This window comes from Pseudomonas sp. W17 (genome assembly GCF_040268305.1).
GTDB lineage: Bacteria > Pseudomonadota > Gammaproteobacteria > Pseudomonadales > Pseudomonadaceae > Aquipseudomonas > Aquipseudomonas protegens.
The window spans coordinates 5077833-5094565 of sequence record NZ_CP158490.1 but is presented as its reverse complement, the minus strand read 5'-3'; the positions used below and the strand labels follow the sequence as shown (position 1 = coordinate 5094565).

Genomic DNA, 16733 nt, shown 5'->3' with positions numbered 1-16733 from the left:
ATCAATTGGTGGATTGACGGTTGATTTCGTAACTCGCCCCGATGCCGATCGACTTGGTGAACGGAATCAACTGGTTGAGGTACACGTCCACCCACTCGATGCCGTTGCCGACGCTGGACTTGGGCACGAACACCACGTCGCCGCGTTGCAGCAGCACCGGGGCGGTGCCGGCGTTGCCGGCGATCATGAATTTGCGGTAGTCGAAGAAATAGGTCTTGTAGCGGCCGTCCTCGCCCTCGCGCAGCAGGGCGATATTGCGGCTGTCGCCCACGTTCAATAGGCCCCCGGCGCCGACTATGGCCTGCTCCAGGGTGGTGGTCACGGTCACCGGCAGGGACGCCGGGTTGCGTACCGAGCCGCCGACGAACACGGTGTTGCCCGGTGTCTGGTTGATGTTCACGGTCAGTGCAGAGTCCTGGTAGATGTTCTTCAGCTTGTTTTCCAGGACCTGGGTCAGTTGCTGCGGAGTCAGCCCCGCGGCTTTGACCTGCCCTGCATAGGGGTAGGCGAAGGTGCCATCGTTGAGCACGGTGAACAGCGTCAGTTCGTAGATCGAATTGGCGGTGAATGCCGAGATCGATGGCGCCTCACCCGTGTTGCGGACGATGCGCAGGGTGTCCCCCGGGCGAATCCGCTGGGGCGGCAACGGCTGGCCGGCCAGGGCATCACCGGCCCGATGGGCGGCCTCCAGGTCCTGGCTGGGCGGCAGTTCCACCTTTGCCGGAATGGAGCAGGCGCAGAGCATGAGAACACTGGAAATCAGCAGGAGTCTTTTCATCGAGCGGTCTTCCTGGCGTGCATAGTCACAACTCCCTGTCGGGCCAGATTGCTGCTTGGAGCGTCAGTTCAGGTCTTGGCGGCTTCGGCGGGAGCCCGCCCGTAAATGTCGTTGAAGCGCACAATGTCGTCTTCGCCGAGGTACTCCCCGCTCTGCACTTCGATCATCACCAGGTCGATCACCCCGGGATTGACCAGGCGGTGAGTGCGGCCGGGCTTGATGAAGGTGGACTCGTTGGTATTGAGCAGGAATTCGTCCTCGCCATTGGTGACCAGGGCCATGCCGCTGACCACGATCCAGTGTTCGCTGCGGTGGTGGTGCATCTGCAGCGACAGCGAGGCATTGGGCTTGACCATGATGCGTTTGATCTTGAAGCGCGGCCCTTCCTCGAGCACGGTGTAGGTGCCCCAGGGACGGGTCACGGTGCGGTGCAGCTTGTAGGCGTCGTGGCCCAGGCGCTTGAGTTCCTGGGCGATCAGCTTGACGTCCTGGCTGCGGTTGCCGTCGGCCACCAGCAGGGCGTCCGGAGTGTCGATGATGATCAGGTTGTTGAGCCCGACCCCGCCCACCAGGCGCTTGCGCGAGTCGATATAGCAGTTGCTGACATCGTGCAGCACGGTCTCGCCGTTGCACTGGTTGCCATGTTCGTCCGCCGGGGTCAGCTCGCGCACTGCCTGCCAGGAGCCGATGTCGCTCCAGCCCAGCTGGCAGGGCACCACGGCGACTTTCTTCGAACGCTCCATCACCGCGTAGTCGATGGAGATGTCCGGGGCCTGGGCGAAGCTGTCGCCATCCAGCTCCACTTGCAGTTCGTGCTTGCCCTCCTTGCGGTGGCTCTGCTCCAGGCAGTGTTCGACGGCGCTGACCACCTCGGGCACGAACTCGCGCAGTTCCTGCAGGATCACGTCGGCACGCATGCAGAACATCCCGCCGTTCCACAGGTGCAGGCCGCCATCGACATAACGCTGGGCGGTGGCGGCGTCGGGTTTCTCGACGAAGCGGCTGACCTGGAAGCTGTCCTTGTTCAGGCCCTGGCCTTTCTCGATATAGCCAAAGCCGGTCTCGGCGTGGGTGGGCACCAGGCCGAAGGTCACCAGCCAGCCTTGCTCGGCCAATTGCCGGGCGCTGTCCACGGCGTTGGCGAAAGCCTGCACATCCTTGATCAGGTGGTCGGCGGGCAGCACCAGCAGCTGTGCATCATCGCCATACAGGCGGCTCACGTGCAGGGCGGCGGCAGCGATGGCCGGCGCGGTGTTGCGCCCGAACGGCTCAAGGATGAAGTCCAGCTCCACCCTGGCCTTGTTCAGCAGGCGATAGTCGTCGAGGGTGCGAAAGAACACCTCGCGGTTGGTCACCGTCAACAGGCGGCCGACGTCCTTGAGCGCGGAGGCGCGCACGAAGGTTTTCTGCAGCAGGCTTTCGCCGTCTGGCAGGCGCATGAAGGGCTTGGGCATCGCTTCGCGGGATACCGGCCACAGGCGGGTGCCGGCGCCGCCAGCAATGATGCAGGGAATGAGTGTGCTCATTCAGAAGGCCTCGCGGGTCATGATCACGGATGGAACAGTGCGGAAGAGGATGTACAGGTCGAACCATACCGACCAGTTTTCAATGTATTCCAGGTCGAACTCGACACGTTTCTCGATTTTTTCCAGGGTATCGGTTTCGCCCCGATAGCCGTTGATCTGCGCCAGGCCGGTGATCCCCGGCTTGACCCGGTGGCGCGAGGTGTACTCCTTGACCGCCTCTTCGAAGAGAATGCCGGCGGCCTTGGTCGCGGTGGCATGGGGGCGCGGCCCGACCATGGACATGCTGCCACCGAACACATTGAACAACTGGGGTAGTTCATCGAGGCTGGTCTTGCGGATGAAGCGACCGACCCGGGTGATGCGCGGGTCGCCCCGGGTGGTCTGCTTTTCGGCATGGGCGTCGGCCATGTGCTGGTGCATCGAGCGGAATTTGTAGACCTCGATCAGCCGGTTGTTGTAGCCGTAGCGTTTCTGCTTGAACAGCACCGGGCCGCTGGAGTCCAGCTTGATCGCCAGCGCCACCAGCAGCATCACCGGCGACAGCAGCACCAGGGCGATGCTCGACAGCACCATGTCTTCCAGGCGCTTGAAGAACGGCGACCAGCCCCGCAACGGCACTTCGGAGGCGTTGAACATCGGCAGGTTGGCGACTTCGGTGATGCGGTTGTGGGCGTGCCGGAAGGCCACCATGTCGGGCACCAGCAGTACGTTCACCGGCAGCCTTCGCAGCTCGCGGATGACATAGGCCATGCGGTTTTCCGCCGACCAGGGCAGCGCCACCAGGACCTGGGTAACCTTTTCCTCGCGGATCAGCCGTTCCAGGTCGCTGGAGTTGCCCAGCAGCGGCAGGTTGCACAGGGTCTTGGGCAGGCGGCCGATGCGGTCGTCGATGAAACCGGTCACTCCGGAGCGGATATCCTGATGCTGGGCCAGGTATTCGGCCAGGCGCTGGCCGTTTTCCGTGGCGCCGAGAATCACCGCGTTCTGCAGGAACACGCCGCGCTGCATCAACTGCTGGAACAGGGTCAGCAGCACCAGGCGCTCGATGCCGAACAGCACGAAGCTGCCGGCAAACCAGCCGAACAGCTCGGGGTTGCCGATGGTGTTGAACATCTGCATCGAGTGATGCATGAACAGCAGCACGCAAAAGGACGAGGCCCAGGCGAAGAGGGTCAGCTGGAAGCGCAGCTGGTTGCTGAAGATGGATTCGGCGTACACCCCCAGGGCCTGGAAGATCAGCACGCTGATGAGGGCGAAGAACACCAGCAGGGTCAGGTCGCTTTTCAAGGCTTCCTGGCTGTTGTTGGACAGCAGGATCAGCAGCAGCCCGGGAAGGATTGCAGTCAGCCCATGAACCACACGGATGCCGAACAGGAAGTACTCGACCATGCTGGGGCGAGTCAGTAACAGGCTGTCTACAGGTTGCAACCGCATAAGATCAATTCCCTCGACCTAAGGCACACCGGTTGACTGGAGAGATCGCGAGGAAGTTCGCAATGTTTGCGACTTCCCACCATCTGGTCCCGGCACCAAAAAAAGCCACGTCCCTTCATCCCCAGGCGTGGTCGGCATTCAAGTGGGAAAACCGTGCCCTCTGCGTATTCAGGTGGGGCCCCCGGCGCCGGTCAAGGTGATGACCTGCACTTCCTCATCTAAACGACAGGGGTCAGTAAAGCTCATGAAACAGCGACTCGCTAATTGAAAGCCGGACCGTGCCGGACGAATCCTTGCTTCCCTGCGGCTAAGCTGCCGGATTGCCGGGGGGGCAAGGCCAGACTGCTTCCGGCAAAAAAATAAATTCCGACGACAGACTTTTTTTGCGGGCGGCAGGGTCAACATCCTTCATGGAATCCATAACCGGAGTCAGGGCTGATGAGTGAGCGCAAGGCATTGTTGATACTGCACGGCAAACAGGCCCTCAACGAGGAGGTGCGCGCGGCCGTCGAGGCCCGGCGCGCCGCCGGCTGGGACTTGCAGGTGCGCCTGACCTGGGAGGCGGGGGATGCCCAGCGCCTGGTGCAGGAGGCGTTGGCTGCCGGCCATACCCGGCTGGTTGCCGGCGGTGGCGACGGCACCCTGCGGGACATCGCCGAAGCCCTGGCCAATGCCGACGCCCCGGCCAGCCTGGTGCTGTTGCCGCTGGGCACGGCCAACGACTTTGCCCGGGCTGCCGGCGTGCCGCTGACCCCGGCGGCGGCCCTGGACCTGCTGGATGTGCCGGCGCGGGCGATCGACCTGGGGGAGGTCGGCGGGCAGATGTTCCTCAACATGGCCACGGGCGGCTTTGGCAGCCAGGTCACCGCCAACACCTCGGAGGATTTGAAGAAGGTCCTGGGGGGCGCGGCCTACCTGTTCACCGGTCTGTCACGTTTTGCCGAGCTGAGCGCGGCCTATGGCGAGTTGCAGGGGCCGGGTTTCCACTGGCATGGCGAACTTCTGGCCCTGGGCATCGGCAACGGCCGTCAAGCGGGCGGCGGGCACGAGTTGTGCCCGGGGGCCCTGGCCGATGACGGCTTGCTGGATATCAGCATCCTGCCGGCGCCCCAGGAACTGGTGGGCACGCTGAAGAACCTGCTGGCGGGCGGGTTGGGGATCGACAATCTGTTTGTCCGGGCACGCCTGCCCTGGGTCGAGATCAAGGCGTCCCGAGGCCTGGACATCAACCTCGACGGCGAGCCGCTGCAGGGCGATACCTTGCGTTTCACCGCCCGTCCTGGCGCGTTGCAGGTGCATCTGCCCGAGGATTCGCCGCTGCTGGGTAGCGCCCGCTGAGTCAGTCGTCGAGGCTGATGATGCGTTCGCGCACGGCGAACAGCACCAGCCCGGCAACGTCGAAGATCTGCAGGCGCTTCATGATCTGCGAGCGGTGGGTTTCCACGGTCTTGATGCTCAGGCCCAGGCCCAGGGCGATCTCCCGGGTGGATTTGCCGCGCACGATCAGCCGCAGGATTTCCAGCTGGCGGGCCGTCAGGTTGTGGTTCTGCTCCGGTGGCGGAGGTTGCTTCTGAGCCCGGGTCAGGGCCTGGTTGATCACCGTGTGGGCGATGGCCGGGCTCAGGTAGCGTTCATTGTTGCGCAGGGCCTGGAGGGCGTGTTCGAGTTCTGTGGCGGTGGTGTCCTTGAGCAGGTAGCCGTGGGCGCCGCACTCCAGGGCCTGCATGATCAGGGCCGGGTCGGTGTGCATCGACAGGATCAGCACCTTGCTCTGTGGGTGGAGCGCCTTGAGCCGGCGCAGGGCTTCGAGGCCGCCGGTGTGTTTCATCGACAGGTCCAGCAGGATGATGTCCGGATGCAGCCTTTCGACCATTTCCAGCAGGAACGAGCCGTCATCCGCTTCACCGATCACCGCGTATCCGGGAATGTCCATGACCAGGGCACGCACGCCAGCCCTGATGAGCGAGTGGTCATCCACCAAGAGTAAATTACAGGTCAATGTAAAACCTTATTCGTGCTGGCCCGCTCCAGAGTGCGAGGGGCCCAGGGAAAGAGTGCTTCGATCTGTGTGCCTTGGTCGGCCTCGCTGGTGACCTTCAACAGGCCGCCCAACTGACTGATTCGTTCCTGCATTCCGGCCATGCCGCGCTGGCCCTGGGCGCCCGGGTCGCTGGCCGGGGCGAAACCCTGGCCATCATCGCTGATGAACAGCGACAGGCCTTCGGGCAGTCGTTGCAGGCGTACCAGCAGGTTTTTCGCCTGGGCGTGGCGCAGGATGTTGGTCACGGCTTCCTGGGTGATGCGAAACGCCGCGACGGCCATTTCCTCGGGAATGCCCGCCAGGCGCTGGTGGCACTCCAGGCTCCAGTGCACCGAAGTGTTTTCCAGGGTCTTGAGCAGGTGGGCGCGCAGGCTGGCTTCCAGCCCGAGGCTGGCCAGTTGCCGCGGGTTGAGGATGGCGGAGACGTCCCGCACCTTGGCCAGGGTCTCTTCCAGGGTGGTGCCCAGCACCGCGCAATGTTCTTGCAGCTCGTCCGGCAGGCGGCGCTTGAGCCAGTCGGTCTGCAGCTTGGCGGCGGTCAGCAGTTGGCCGATGTCGTCATGCAGTTCACGGCTCAGACGGTGCCGTTCGTTTTCCTTGACCTCCAGCAGGCGCTCGGCGAGTTCCTGGGGCTGGAAGCGGATGGATTTGCGCGAATAACCGTATTGCATCCAGATGCAGGCCAGCGCCGCCACGTTGATGACCAGCAACCCCAGAGGCAGAGGCCGGCCCAGCCAGTAGACCAGCACACTGGCCAGGGTCGAGCAGGAGCACAGCAACAGGCTGAGCCAGCGCAGGTGATCATGGGAGGGGGGCCAAGAGAAGAATGACTTGAGGCTGGCGTACATAGCGGATGGAGCCAATGGATGTTCGCTGCGAAGAGCCCGGTCAAGTATGGATGACGAGGCTTGTTTGGGAAACGGTGCTCTTTGAATACCCGGTTTCAATCAACGCTGTCTGTTCGTGTTGTACAGGCTGAGTAGTAACTGCCGCCATTGGAATCAATGTGCCATTAACTGTGTCCGTTTATGCGCCGCATAATACCACCGAAGATACCGTCGGTCGCGTTTATACGCTCAGTCATATAGGACTTCAGAGTCAGGAAATGGAGGGTAGCGGTACGTCGGTACCATGGGCGTCACGTGCCCCCGAACATCGCGCAAAGTGTGCTGGGGAGCGGGTTTTCCCGCATGCACAGCGCGTTGAACAGCAAGTCCCGGTGACGTTGCTAGTTGGCTTTATGGAGTGATTGATGTCGCTCTTGGGTATGAATTAATCAATAACGACCGGGTGCTTGGCAGTTGGCCCGATATTTTGTCGATGTTGTGCAGTAGGGCGGTGATTGGCGAGAGTTTTATCCGCTGCCCCGCCGGATAAATACAACTTCAGTGGCTGCAAGATGGATATGTGCAGTTACAGTTTTGTCCCACTTGCTCTGTCAGTTCTTCGATCAGCATGACTTGCTCGCTGTCGTCCAGATTGAGCTGGCCGTTGCGCGGGTCGATCAGTTCCAGTTGCCAGGCCATCAGCGTCAGGCAGCTCTTCAAGGCGTCGAGGATCGGATCGTTGAGGTCCAGGGGATGGGGGGTGCGCTTGAGCACGCCATGAATATGCAGGGAGAATTCGGCCAGCGGGCTGACTGCGTGGCGGGCCGCGGCCTGGGCCAGACTCAGCAGGCTGGCGAGCAGGCAGTTGATGGCTTCTTCATCGTTTCTGATCAGGTGCAGGTGGCTCAGGCAGTCTTCCGATCTGGCCAGCAGGGCCTGGGCTTCAAGCAGGAACTCGGGCAGCGGTGTGGCGCACTCGTGGCCGTCCTTTAGCATGCTTATCTCCATGACTGCGTGTCCGATGGCTTGATAGGGCGTTGGCTGAACGGTTTGCAAGTTGGACGCGATGGGTGCACCTGGATTGACGTTATAGCTGAATGCTTGCCTGCGGTCGCAGCCTGCCGAGCGAGTCGAGTGGCCTCGAACCCGGTCCGTGCGCGCATGCCGGCCACAGCAAGGCGACGCAAGCGCGCTGGGGCAGGATGAGCGAGGGTAGTGGGGCTTGAAAGGGGGCCAAGCCACCTTTCTGCGATCAAAAACAAAAGCCTGACTCCGTTCATGCAATGAGAATGGCGTCACATTAATGGCTATTGGATATCGCGAATATCAGGCTGGTCCTGATTGTTGATAGGGGATTCCCCTAGGCACGGGAACCTTGCGCCGAAATAGAGGTCTGGCCGGCGCAGAGGGTGGTGCTGAATTGACCGCGCCAGTAAAGCATGATGTTAATGTGACATCAACGGCTTTGTGTGGCAATTTGCATGCGGGTCAAGATACGGCAGACCCGGCCGATATCTGACTTTAGTGAATTCATCAGAACAAGCCCAGGAGTCATTAATGGCCGGCATTCTCGACACGGTAGATCAACGCACGCAACTGGTGGGTGAGAATCGCCTGGAAATCCTCATGTTCCGCCTGGCCGGCCGGCAACTGTTCGCGATCAACGTGTTCAAGGTCCAGGAAGTGCTGCAACTGCCGAAGCTGACGCTGATGCCTCAGCGCCATCCCTTTGTCTGTGGGGTGGTCAATCTGCGCGGGCAGACCCTGCCGGTCATCGATCTGTCCCAGGCCATTGGCATGCGCCCGCTGGTCCCGGGCCCCAACAGCACCATCATCGTTACCGAGTACAACCGCTCGGTGCAGGCGTTCCTGGTCGGTGGCGTGGACCGCATCGTCAACATGAACTGGGAAGCCATCATGCCGCCGCCCACCAGCGCCGGGCGCCAGCATTACCTGACCGCTATCAGCAAGGTCGATGACCAGTTGGTGGAAATCATCGACGTGGAAAAGGTCCTGGCGGAAATCGTGCCCTACAACGCCAAGGTTTCCCGGGACAAGCTGGAAGATCCGGTGCTGGAGCGTGCCCGTGGCCGCGAAGTGCTGCTGGTGGACGACTCCAACGTGGCCCTCTCGCAATTGCGCGACACCCTCGGCCAGCTCGGGGTCAAGATGCACATCGCCAGTGATGGCCTCAAGGCCCTGAACATGCTCAAGGCCTGGGCCGACACTGACGTGGTGATGACCGATAAGCTGCTGATGGTGTTCACCGATGCGGAAATGCCGGAAATGGACGGCTACCGCCTGACCACCGAGATCCGCAACGATCCGCGTTTGCGCGGGCTTTATGTGGTGCTGCACACGTCCTTGTCCGGCAGCTTCAACGAATCGATGGTGAAGAAGGTCGGTTGCGACAACTTCCTGTCCAAGTTCCAGCCGGACAAGCTGGTGGACGTGGTCCGCCAACGGCTGATGCTGGACGAAGCCGACGCCTGACACGGGCCTTGCGCCAGCGCTCCTTTGTTTCGGCTAAATGCTGGTATAGGGTGAGCGCTTTTGCCCATACAGGGAGCTGGACATGCGTCTTAGCGCGCTTTACCGATACCCGTTGAAATCCGCCAGGGGCGAAACCCTGCAACAGATCGGCCTGGACAAGCTCGGGCTGCAAGGGGATCGCCGCTGGATGCTGGTGGATGAGGCCAGCGGGCGTTTCCTGACCCAGCGCGCCGTAGCGCGGATGAGTCAGCTGTCGGCCTTGTGGAATGACCAGGGTGGCCTGACCCTGAGCGCCCCAGGCCACTCCACCCTTGAAGTAGCGCTGCCGGGTGCGGATGCACCGTTGCGCGGCGTGACCATCTGGCAGGACACCTTAAGGGTTCCCGATGCGGGGGACGAAGCCGCGGCCTGGGTCAGCGAATTCATCGGCAAGCCCAGCCGCCTGGTGCAGGTTCCTGCGCAGCGGGCACGGAGCACCGCCGCCGGTTATGGCAGGGACGATGATCAGGTGGCTTTCGCCGATGGTTTTCCCCTGCTGCTGATTGGCCAGGCCTCCCTGGATGACCTGGTCGCTCGCGTGGGCCGGCCCCTGGAGATGCTGCGGTTCCGACCGAACCTGGTGGTCGAGGGCAGTGCGGCCTTTGCCGAGGACGACTGGAAGCGCGTGCGTATCGGCGATGTCGAGTTCCGTGTGGTCAAGCCGTGCTCGCGCTGCATTCTCACCACCATCGATCCGCAGACCGGCGAGCGCAGTGCCGACCGCGAACCGCTGGCCACCTTGCAGAAGTACCGGGCCCAGGCCGATGGGGCGATGTTCGGCCAGAACCTGGTCAATGATGGCAACGGTCGCTTGCAGGTAGGGATGGCGGTGACGGTTATCGAATAACCGGTGCCACCTCGAAAAATGCCCGTCTCCTGGGAGACGGGCATTTTTTATTACGGGGTAACGCCGCGATGCTCTATCAGCCGCGGTATTCGCACAGGTAGGCGGTGTCCACCGCGACTTTGAGCTGGAACTTGCTGTTGGCCGGAACGTTGAACTGGCTACCGGCCGGGAAGGTTTCCCAGTCTGCGCTGTCTGGCAGGCGCACGGTCAGGGCGCCGGAGACCACGTGCATGATTTCCCGTTGTGCGGTACCGAACTCGTATTCGCCCGGGGCCATGACGCCAATGGTGGCTGGGCCTTCGGCCGTGCCGAAGGCAATCGACTTGACGGTGCCGTCGAAGTACTCGTTGACTTTAAACATGGGCGATTCCTCAAGAAAGGGTCAAAAAGGGCGGCCAGTATGCACAAGGCCTTCAGGGCCGTCACCTGCCGCCATCAAGGAAGAATCAGCGGTAATAAGCGTGCTGTATTGCGCGCATCTTCCAGGGCCCGATGCTGCTGGCCGGTGAACTGCATGCCGGCCAGTTGCAGGGCTGCGTTGAGCCCCAGGGGCCGTTCCAGGCGCCGGGCCTTGGCGAAGCGCTGCTTGAGGTTCATGTGCGGCACCTCATTGAGCAGGCTGTGCAGCTGTTGGTTGTGCCATTCCAGCTGCAACTGCTTGCGATCGTAGTCGCCCCAGCTGGCCCAGCCTTCCAGGCGCGGCTGATGCTGGCCGAGCCAGCGCTCGAACAGGCCCCAGACCTCGCTCAGGGGCGCGGCGCTGTCGATATTGGCCTGGGTGATATGGGTCAGTTCGCGGCAGAACGGCGTCAGCATGGGGCGCCGCAAGGGGCGGACGAAACGCTGGAAGTGGTCCTGTTCCCGGCCCTGACGGTTGACCAGGGTGGCGCCGATCTCAATGATTTCCATCTCGCTCACCGGCCAGCCCCCTTCATCCGTCGTGGCTTCCAGATCTATTACCAGCCAGTGGGGCATCACGAATTCCAGCCTTGAAACATCCTGAAGAGGCTTGAGCGTAGCCAAAGCCGAGGCATCCGCCTAGGGGGACGGCTGCTTGAGCGCATCGAGGGGGCATCGTCCCGACCGATGCCCCGTCTGCCTGGATCTGCTGGAAGGTGCCCGGGCTACTCCACCTCCACCAGTACCTGGCGGTTTTTCACCTGGTCCCCGAGGTTGACCTGGACCCGGGTGATCACTCCGTCGATCCCGGCCTTGAGCGGGTGCTCCATCTTCATCGCCTCCAGCACCAGCAGCAATTGGCCCTTGCTTACGTGCATGCCCTCACTGACCAGTACATCGACGATCGCCCCGTCCATGGGCGCCTTGAGCGTACCGCTGGAGGCAGTGTTCTGGCCCTGGGCCGGGGCATGGGTACGATCCACCAGGTGCAGGCTGCCCTTGGCGTTGCTCAGCCACAGCTCCCCGCCCTCCAGCCGATAGGCGCACGGGCGGCGAATGCCGTTGATCTCCAGGCTGGCCCGCCGGCCATCGGCGCTGCGCACCTTGAGCTCCAGCAGCCCATCGCCCTGGCGCACCTTTACAGCGCCCGAAGGCAGTGCGTTCAGGTGCAGCGACCATTGCCGGTCCTGCACCCCGAGCCGGTAGTCCAGGGGCACTCCGGCGTTGTTGCTCCAGGCATTGAGCGCCGGGCCATGGGCGCTGGCGCTGTGGTGGTGGAACAGCGTTGCGGCGATGGCTAGTTCCTCGGCAGTGGGCTCCTGGGCTTGCAGGCTCGGGTCCTGGGCAAAATGCTCGGCAATGAAGGCGGTGCTGAAGTGGCCGCTGGCGAACACCGGGTGGCGCAGCAGGTTGGCCAGCAGCCGGCGGTTGCTTTCCAGCCCCAGCAGCACGCAATCCTCGACGCCACGCAGCAGCTTGCGCCGCGCCTCTTCGCGGGTAGCGCCGTGGGCGATCAGCTTGCCCAGCATCGGGTCGTAGAAGGGGCTGATCCATTGGCCTTCCTGCAAGCCATGGTCGGTGCGGATCCCCGGTGCTGGCTCCCAGCGCAGGATCTGGCCGGTCTGCGGCAGGAAGTTCTGTGCCGGGTCCTCGGCATACAGCCGCACTTCAATGGCGTGGCCGTCGAGGCGCACCTGCTCCTGGCCCAGGGGTAGCGGCTCGCCGGCCGCCACTTGCAGTTGCAGGGCCACCAGGTCCAGGCCCGTTACCAGTTCGGTGACCGGGTGCTCCACCTGCAGCCGGGTATTCATTTCCAGGAAATAGAACTGCCCGCTCGCATCCAGGAGGAACTCCACGGTACCGGCGCCCACATAGTTCACCGCCCGCCCGGCCTTGAGCGCTGCCTCGCCCATGGCCTGGCGCAGCTCCGGGGTCATGACCGGGCAGGGCGCCTCTTCGATGACCTTCTGATGGCGGCGCTGGATCGAGCAATCCCGCTCACCCAGGTAGATCAACTGGCCATGCTGGTCGCCGAACAGCTGCACCTCCACGTGCCGCGGCTCGATCAGCGCCTGCTCCAGGATCAGTTCGTCGCTGCCGAAGGCGTGCAGGGCTTCGGAGCGGGCCGTGCGGATCTGCTCCAGCAACTGCCCGGCCTGGTGTACCAGGCGCATGCCACGCCCGCCACCGCCGGCGCTGGCCTTGATCATCAGCGGATAGCCGATGCGCTGGGCTTCGCGCTGCAAGGTGGCGTCGTCCTGTTCCGCCCCCTGATAGCCCTGGATACACGGCACACCGGCTTCGAGCATGGCGATCTTCGAGCGACGCTTGCTGCCCATCAGATCGATGGCGGCAGCGCTGGGGCCGATGAACACCAGGCCGGCGCTTTCACAGGCGGCGGCGAACTCGGCATTTTCCGAAAGAAAGCCGTAGCCCGGGTGAATGGCGTCGGCACCGGTGCGCCGTGCCGCTTCCAGCAGCGCGGCGCCGTCGAGGTAGGACTGCTGTACCGCGGACGGGCCGATATGCACCGCTTCGTCAGCCAGTTGCACATGCAGGGCCTCGGCATCGGCATCGCTGAATACGGCCACGGTTCGATAGCCCAGGGCCTGGGCGGTACGCTGGATGCGGCAGGCGATTTCGCCACGGTTGGCGATCAGGATCTTGTTGAAATTGGGCATACAGGCTCCCGGGAATCGGTGGGGGGCGTTCGCCGGCAAGCCGGCTCCTACAAGGGCTCAGTTGGCCCAGGCCGGTTTGCGTTTCTGCACGAAGGCCAGGGTGCCCTCGACCCCTTCCTCACCCAGGACTGCAGTGGCGAAGTCGTTGGCGGCCTGGTCCAGCAATGGCCCCTGCGGCTGGTCGACGCTCGCCAGGAGCAAGGCCTTGGTCGCCGCGTTGGCCCCCGGGGCGCAGCGCAGCACCAGGGAAAGCTGCTGCTCCAGGCGTTCCTGCAGGGCCTTTGCATCGTTCTCGACAAAGTGCACCAGGCCCAGGTGCTGGGCTTGGGCGCCATCGAAACGGGCGGCGGTCAGGGCCAGGCGCCGGGCCTGGGCCAGGCCGATGCGTTGCACCACGAACGGGGCAATTTGCGCGGGCAGCAGGCCCAGGCTGGTTTCCGGCATGCCGAACTGGGCCGAGTGCTCGGCGATGGCGATGTCGCTGACACAGGCCAGGCCGAAACCGCCCCCCAGCACCGCGCCCTGCAGCACACACACCAGCACCTGGGGCAGGTGCTGCGCTTCTTCCAGCAGGGCGCCGAAGGCCCGGTTCAGTTCACGGTAGGCGGCGCTGCCATGGGCCCGGGCGCCGGCCATGTCCTTGAGGTCGCCACCGGCACAGAAGTGCTCGCCGGTGCCGCGCAGCACCAGGGCACGGATGCTGCGTCGGTCACGGACCGCGGCCATCACCGTGCGCAGTTCGGCGACCATCTGCAGGCTCATGGCATTGCGGTTTTGCGGGCGATTGAGGCTGATGAACAGCACGCCGTTGCGCGGCTCCAGCAGCAGGGTCTGGCAGGCAGGGAGCGGGTTCATTTCTTTTTCCCCGGCAGGATGCCCATGAGCTTGCAGATGATTCCCAGCATGATCTCGTCGGCACCGCCGCCGATGGACACCAGGCGCACATCGCGATAGGCCCGGGCCACCGGGTTGTCCCACATGAAGCCCATGCCGCCCCAGTATTGCAGGCAACTGTCGCTGACCTCGCGGCCCAGGCGCCCGGCCTTGAGCTTGGCCATGGAGGCCAGCCGGGTCACGTCCTGGCCGCGTACATACTGCTCGGTGGCCTGGTAGACCAGGGCCCGCAGGCATTCGATCTCGGTGGACAGCTCGGCCAGGCGGAAGTGGATCACCTGGTTGTCGATCAGCGGGCTGCCGAAGGTCTTGCGCTCCTTGCAGTACTCGATGGTGCTGTCCACGCAGTACTCCAGGCCCTTGATCATGTTCGCCGCGCCGAACAGCCGTTCCTCCTGGAACTGCAGCATCTGCATCATGAACCCGGCGCCTTCATGGCCAATGCGGTTGCGCTGGGGCACCCGCACATTGTCGAAGAACACCTGGGCGGTTTCCGAGCTGCGCATGCCGAGCTTGTCCAGGTGCGAGCTGAGGCTGATGCCCGGGGTGTTCATCGGCACCATGATCAGCGACTTGTTGACGTGGGGCTTGTCGTCCGAGGTATTGGCCAGCAGACAGATGAAGTCGGCGCTAGGGGAGTTGGTGATCCACATCTTGCTGCCGTTGATCACGTAGTCGTCGCCGTCCTTGCGGGCGTGGGTCTTGAGCCCGGCCACATCGGAACCGGCACCGACTTCGGAGACGCCGATGCAGCCGACCTGCTCGCCTGTGATGGCCGGCCGCAGAAACTCGTCGCGCAGTTCATCGGAGCCGAAGCGCGCCAGGGCCGGGGTGCACATGTCGGTCTGCACGCCGATGGACATGGGAATGCCACCGCAATGGATGGTGCCGAACTCCTCGGCGGCGACGATGGAGTAGCTGTAGTCCAGGCCCATGCCGCCGAATTTTTCCGGCTTGGAGATGCCCAGCAGCCCCAGTTCACCGGCCTTGCGGAAAATCTCGTGGATGGGAAAGCGCCCGGCCTTTTCCCATTCCTCGACGTGGGGGTTGATCTCGCGGTCTACAAATTGGCGCACTGTGCGCCGCAGTTCTTCGTGTTCCTGGGTGAAGATCATTGTTGTTCTCCTCAAGTGGGGTCAGACCGCGAAATGTCCTATCAAAACCGCGCCACGCCAAAGCTGTTGGGCGCCAGCTCGCGCACCTGCGCCTCATGGCAGATGTCCAGCAGGTAGCCCAGCAGAGTGCGGGTATCCCGCGGGTCGATCAGCCCGTCGTCCCACAGGTTGGCGCTGCCGTAGAGCGCCGTGGACTGGCTGTCGAGCTTCTGCGCGGTGACCTGTTCCAGCATGTCGAGCATCTTCGGGTCGGCTTCCTGGCCGTTCTTCGCATGCTTGGCCTCGGTGACGATGCGCAGCACCTTGCCGGCCTGGGCGCCGCCCATCACCGCGGTGCGGCTGTTGGGCCAGGCGAAGATGAAGCGCGGGTCCAGGCCACGGCCGCACATCGCATAGTTGCCGGCGCCGTAGGAGCCACCGACCACGATGGTCAGCTTCGGCACTCGGGCATTGGCCACCGCCTGGATCATCTTCGCCCCGTGCTTGATCACCCCCTGCTGCTCGGATTCGGTGCCCACCATGAAGCCGGTGGTGTTGTGGAAGAACAGTAGCGGGGTCTGACTCTGGTCACAGAGCTGGATGAATTGCGCGGCCTTGCTCGCGCCCTGGGGCGTGATCGGGCCGTTGTTGCCGATAAAGCCGCAGGGCCGGCCCTGGATCTGCAAGTGGCCGCAGAGGGTCTGGGCATCGAACTCGCCCTTGAACTCCAGGAACTGCGAGCCGTCTGCCAGGCGGGCGATGATTTCCCGGGCGTCGTAGGGCTTCTTCGGATCGTCGGGAATCAGCCCGAGCAACTCGTCGATGGGGTAGAGCGGCTCGTTCCAGGTCCTGGCGGGCTGCACTGGCAGTCGGGCGTTCCACGGCAACAGGCTGACGATCTCGCGGACGATGCGGATGCCGTCGGCGTCGTTTTCCGCCAGGTATTCGGCGGTGCCGGCCACCTGGGCGTGCATCTCGGCGCCCCCCAGTTCTTCATCGGTGGCCACTTCACCGGTGGCGGCCTTGAGCAGCGGCGGGCCGGCGAGAAACAGCTTGGCCTCGCCACGCACCACCACCACGTAGTCCGAGAGCCCGGGCTGGTAGGCGCCGCCGGCGGTGGCCGAGCCGTGGACCACGGTGATCTGCGGCAGGCCCATGGCCGACATCCGCGCCTGATTGGCGAAGCTGCGTGCACCTTCGACGAAGATTTCCGCGGCGTAGTTGAGGTTGGCGCCACCGCTTTGCGCCAGGGTCACCACTGGCAGTTTGTTCTCCATGGCGATCTGTTGCAGGCGCAGGGATTTCTTCAGGCCGCTGGGGGAGATAGTCCCGCCCTTGATCGCGCAGTTGTTGGCCACTACCAGCATGCGCACGCCGCACACATAGCCGATGCCGGCAATCAGGCCGCCCCCGGCCTGGGTACCGTCCTTGTCGTCGTGCAGCTTGTAGCCGGCCAGGCTGGCCAGCTCAAGAAACGGCGCGCCCGGGTCCAGCAGCAGGTTGAGGCGTTCGCGGGGCAGCAGTTGGCCGCGCCGGTCGAACTTGGCCTTGGCTTCGGCGGCCTTGGCCAGCAGGTTCTGCTGCAGTTCCTGCAACTGTTGCAGGCCCGCCAGCATGGCTGCGCGGTTTTGCGCGAACTGCGGGTCGTGGGGGTCGAGTTGGGACTGGATCACCGGCATG

15 protein-coding genes are annotated in these 16733 nt (G+C 63.6%); 3 read left to right on the top strand and 12 right to left on the bottom strand.

The window, feature by feature from the left end; all coding sequences use genetic code 11:
- Position 1: 1 nt before the first annotated feature.
- The 3 genes from ABCR88_RS23195 to ABCR88_RS23185 all read right to left on the bottom strand — a co-directional run bounded on the left by ABCR88_RS23195 (position 2) and on the right by ABCR88_RS23185 (position 3738).
- On the bottom strand, positions 2–778 hold the full coding sequence (locus ABCR88_RS23195; protein ID WP_350403610.1) for a polysaccharide biosynthesis/export family protein: 777 nt from the start codon (positions 776–778) through the stop codon (positions 2–4).
- Between the two features lie 68 nt (positions 779–846).
- Complete coding sequence (locus ABCR88_RS23190) at positions 847–2304, bottom strand: mannose-1-phosphate guanylyltransferase/mannose-6-phosphate isomerase (RefSeq protein WP_350403609.1); 1458 nt, start codon at positions 2302–2304, stop codon at positions 847–849.
- Complete coding sequence (locus ABCR88_RS23185; protein WP_011062483.1) at positions 2305–3738, bottom strand: undecaprenyl-phosphate glucose phosphotransferase; 1434 nt, start codon at positions 3736–3738, stop codon at positions 2305–2307.
- Between the two features lie 438 nt (positions 3739–4176).
- Here ABCR88_RS23185 and yegS point away from each other — a divergent pair, with 438 nt between their 5' ends.
- The gene (gene yegS, locus ABCR88_RS23180) at positions 4177–5076 is read left to right on the top strand and encodes a lipid kinase YegS (protein ID WP_041119347.1); all 900 of its coding nucleotides are present in this window, start codon (positions 4177–4179) and stop codon (positions 5074–5076) included.
- 1 nt (position 5077) lies between these two features.
- On the opposite strand, the gene ABCR88_RS23175 is transcribed toward yegS, so the two are convergent.
- From ABCR88_RS23175 to ABCR88_RS23165, 3 genes are all read right to left on the bottom strand, one after another.
- Positions 5078–5737, bottom strand: coding sequence for a response regulator transcription factor (locus tag ABCR88_RS23175; RefSeq protein ID WP_041119345.1), 660 nt, complete (start codon positions 5735–5737; stop codon positions 5078–5080).
- Complete coding sequence (locus ABCR88_RS23170) at positions 5734–6627, bottom strand: sensor histidine kinase (RefSeq protein ID WP_041119342.1); 894 nt, start codon at positions 6625–6627, stop codon at positions 5734–5736. Before ABCR88_RS23170 ends, ABCR88_RS23175 begins: the two co-directional genes overlap by 4 nt.
- Positions 6628–7164: 537 nt before the next feature.
- Entirely contained in the window at positions 7165–7602 is a 438-nt protein-coding gene (locus tag ABCR88_RS23165; RefSeq protein WP_015636500.1) for a hypothetical protein, read from the bottom strand.
- 561 nt (positions 7603–8163) lie between these two features.
- Here ABCR88_RS23165 and ABCR88_RS23160 point away from each other — a divergent pair.
- Positions 8164–9099: a chemotaxis protein CheV gene (locus ABCR88_RS23160; protein WP_011062478.1), complete on the top strand. Its 936-nt coding sequence runs from the start codon at positions 8164–8166 to the stop codon at positions 9097–9099.
- An 82-nt stretch (positions 9100–9181) separates the two neighbouring features.
- Complete coding sequence (locus tag ABCR88_RS23155) at positions 9182–9985, top strand: MOSC domain-containing protein (RefSeq protein ID WP_011062477.1); 804 nt, start codon at positions 9182–9184, stop codon at positions 9983–9985.
- Positions 9986–10061: 76 nt separating this feature from the next.
- Here ABCR88_RS23155 and ABCR88_RS23150 read toward each other — a convergent pair whose 3' ends face one another.
- The 6 genes from ABCR88_RS23150 to atuC form a co-directional block, all read right to left on the bottom strand.
- The gene (locus ABCR88_RS23150) at positions 10062–10346 is read right to left on the bottom strand and encodes a pyrimidine/purine nucleoside phosphorylase (protein WP_011062476.1); all 285 of its coding nucleotides are present in this window, start codon (positions 10344–10346) and stop codon (positions 10062–10064) included.
- A 74-nt stretch (positions 10347–10420) separates the two neighbouring features.
- Positions 10421–10960: an exonuclease domain-containing protein gene (locus ABCR88_RS23145; protein WP_011062475.1), complete on the bottom strand. Its 540-nt coding sequence runs from the start codon at positions 10958–10960 to the stop codon at positions 10421–10423.
- A gap of 149 nt (positions 10961–11109) precedes the next feature.
- On the bottom strand, positions 11110–13065 hold the full coding sequence (locus tag ABCR88_RS23140) for an acetyl/propionyl/methylcrotonyl-CoA carboxylase subunit alpha (RefSeq protein WP_350403608.1): 1956 nt from the start codon (positions 13063–13065) through the stop codon (positions 11110–11112).
- Between the two features lie 57 nt (positions 13066–13122).
- Positions 13123–13920: an enoyl-CoA hydratase-related protein gene (locus ABCR88_RS23135; RefSeq protein WP_232641617.1), complete on the bottom strand. Its 798-nt coding sequence runs from the start codon at positions 13918–13920 to the stop codon at positions 13123–13125.
- The gene (atuD, locus tag ABCR88_RS23130; protein ID WP_011062472.1) at positions 13917–15074 is read right to left on the bottom strand and encodes a citronellyl-CoA dehydrogenase; all 1158 of its coding nucleotides are present in this window, start codon (positions 15072–15074) and stop codon (positions 13917–13919) included. Before atuD ends, ABCR88_RS23135 begins: the two co-directional genes overlap by 4 nt.
- 41 nt (positions 15075–15115) lie before the next feature.
- Positions 15116–16732, bottom strand: a complete 1617-nt coding sequence (gene atuC / locus ABCR88_RS23125) for a geranyl-CoA carboxylase subunit beta (protein ID WP_350403607.1) — start codon at positions 16730–16732, stop codon at positions 15116–15118.
- Position 16733: the final 1 nt, after the last annotated feature.

What these genes read in the sequence shown, in the direction of transcription:
- ABCR88_RS23195 (WP_350403610.1), bottom strand. Translation starts at nt 778, where the DNA reads ATGAAAAGACTCCTGCTGATTTCCAGTGTTCTCATGCTCTGCGCCTGC.
- ABCR88_RS23190 (WP_350403609.1), bottom strand. Translation starts at nt 2,304, where the DNA reads ATGAGCACACTCATTCCCTGCATCATTGCTGGCGGCGCCGGCACCCGC.
- ABCR88_RS23185 (WP_011062483.1), bottom strand. Translation starts at nt 3,738, where the DNA reads ATGCGGTTGCAACCTGTAGACAGCCTGTTACTGACTCGCCCCAGCATG.
- yegS (WP_041119347.1), top strand. Translation starts at nt 4,177, where the DNA reads ATGAGTGAGCGCAAGGCATTGTTGATACTGCACGGCAAACAGGCCCTC.
- ABCR88_RS23170 (WP_041119342.1), bottom strand. Translation starts at nt 6,627, where the DNA reads ATGTACGCCAGCCTCAAGTCATTCTTCTCTTGGCCCCCCTCCCATGAT.
- ABCR88_RS23165 (WP_015636500.1), bottom strand. Translation starts at nt 7,602, where the DNA reads ATGCTAAAGGACGGCCACGAGTGCGCCACACCGCTGCCCGAGTTCCTG.
- ABCR88_RS23160 (WP_011062478.1), top strand. Translation starts at nt 8,164, where the DNA reads ATGGCCGGCATTCTCGACACGGTAGATCAACGCACGCAACTGGTGGGT.
- ABCR88_RS23155 (WP_011062477.1), top strand. Translation starts at nt 9,182, where the DNA reads ATGCGTCTTAGCGCGCTTTACCGATACCCGTTGAAATCCGCCAGGGGC.
- ABCR88_RS23150 (WP_011062476.1), bottom strand. Translation starts at nt 10,346, where the DNA reads ATGTTTAAAGTCAACGAGTACTTCGACGGCACCGTCAAGTCGATTGCC.
- ABCR88_RS23145 (WP_011062475.1), bottom strand. Translation starts at nt 10,960, where the DNA reads ATGCCCCACTGGCTGGTAATAGATCTGGAAGCCACGACGGATGAAGGG.
- ABCR88_RS23140 (WP_350403608.1), bottom strand. Translation starts at nt 13,065, where the DNA reads ATGCCCAATTTCAACAAGATCCTGATCGCCAACCGTGGCGAAATCGCC.
- ABCR88_RS23135 (WP_232641617.1), bottom strand. Translation starts at nt 13,920, where the DNA reads ATGAACCCGCTCCCTGCCTGCCAGACCCTGCTGCTGGAGCCGCGCAAC.
- atuD (WP_011062472.1), bottom strand. Translation starts at nt 15,074, where the DNA reads ATGATCTTCACCCAGGAACACGAAGAACTGCGGCGCACAGTGCGCCAA.
- atuC (WP_350403607.1), bottom strand. Translation starts at nt 16,732, where the DNA reads ATGCCGGTGATCCAGTCCCAACTCGACCCCCACGACCCGCAGTTCGCG.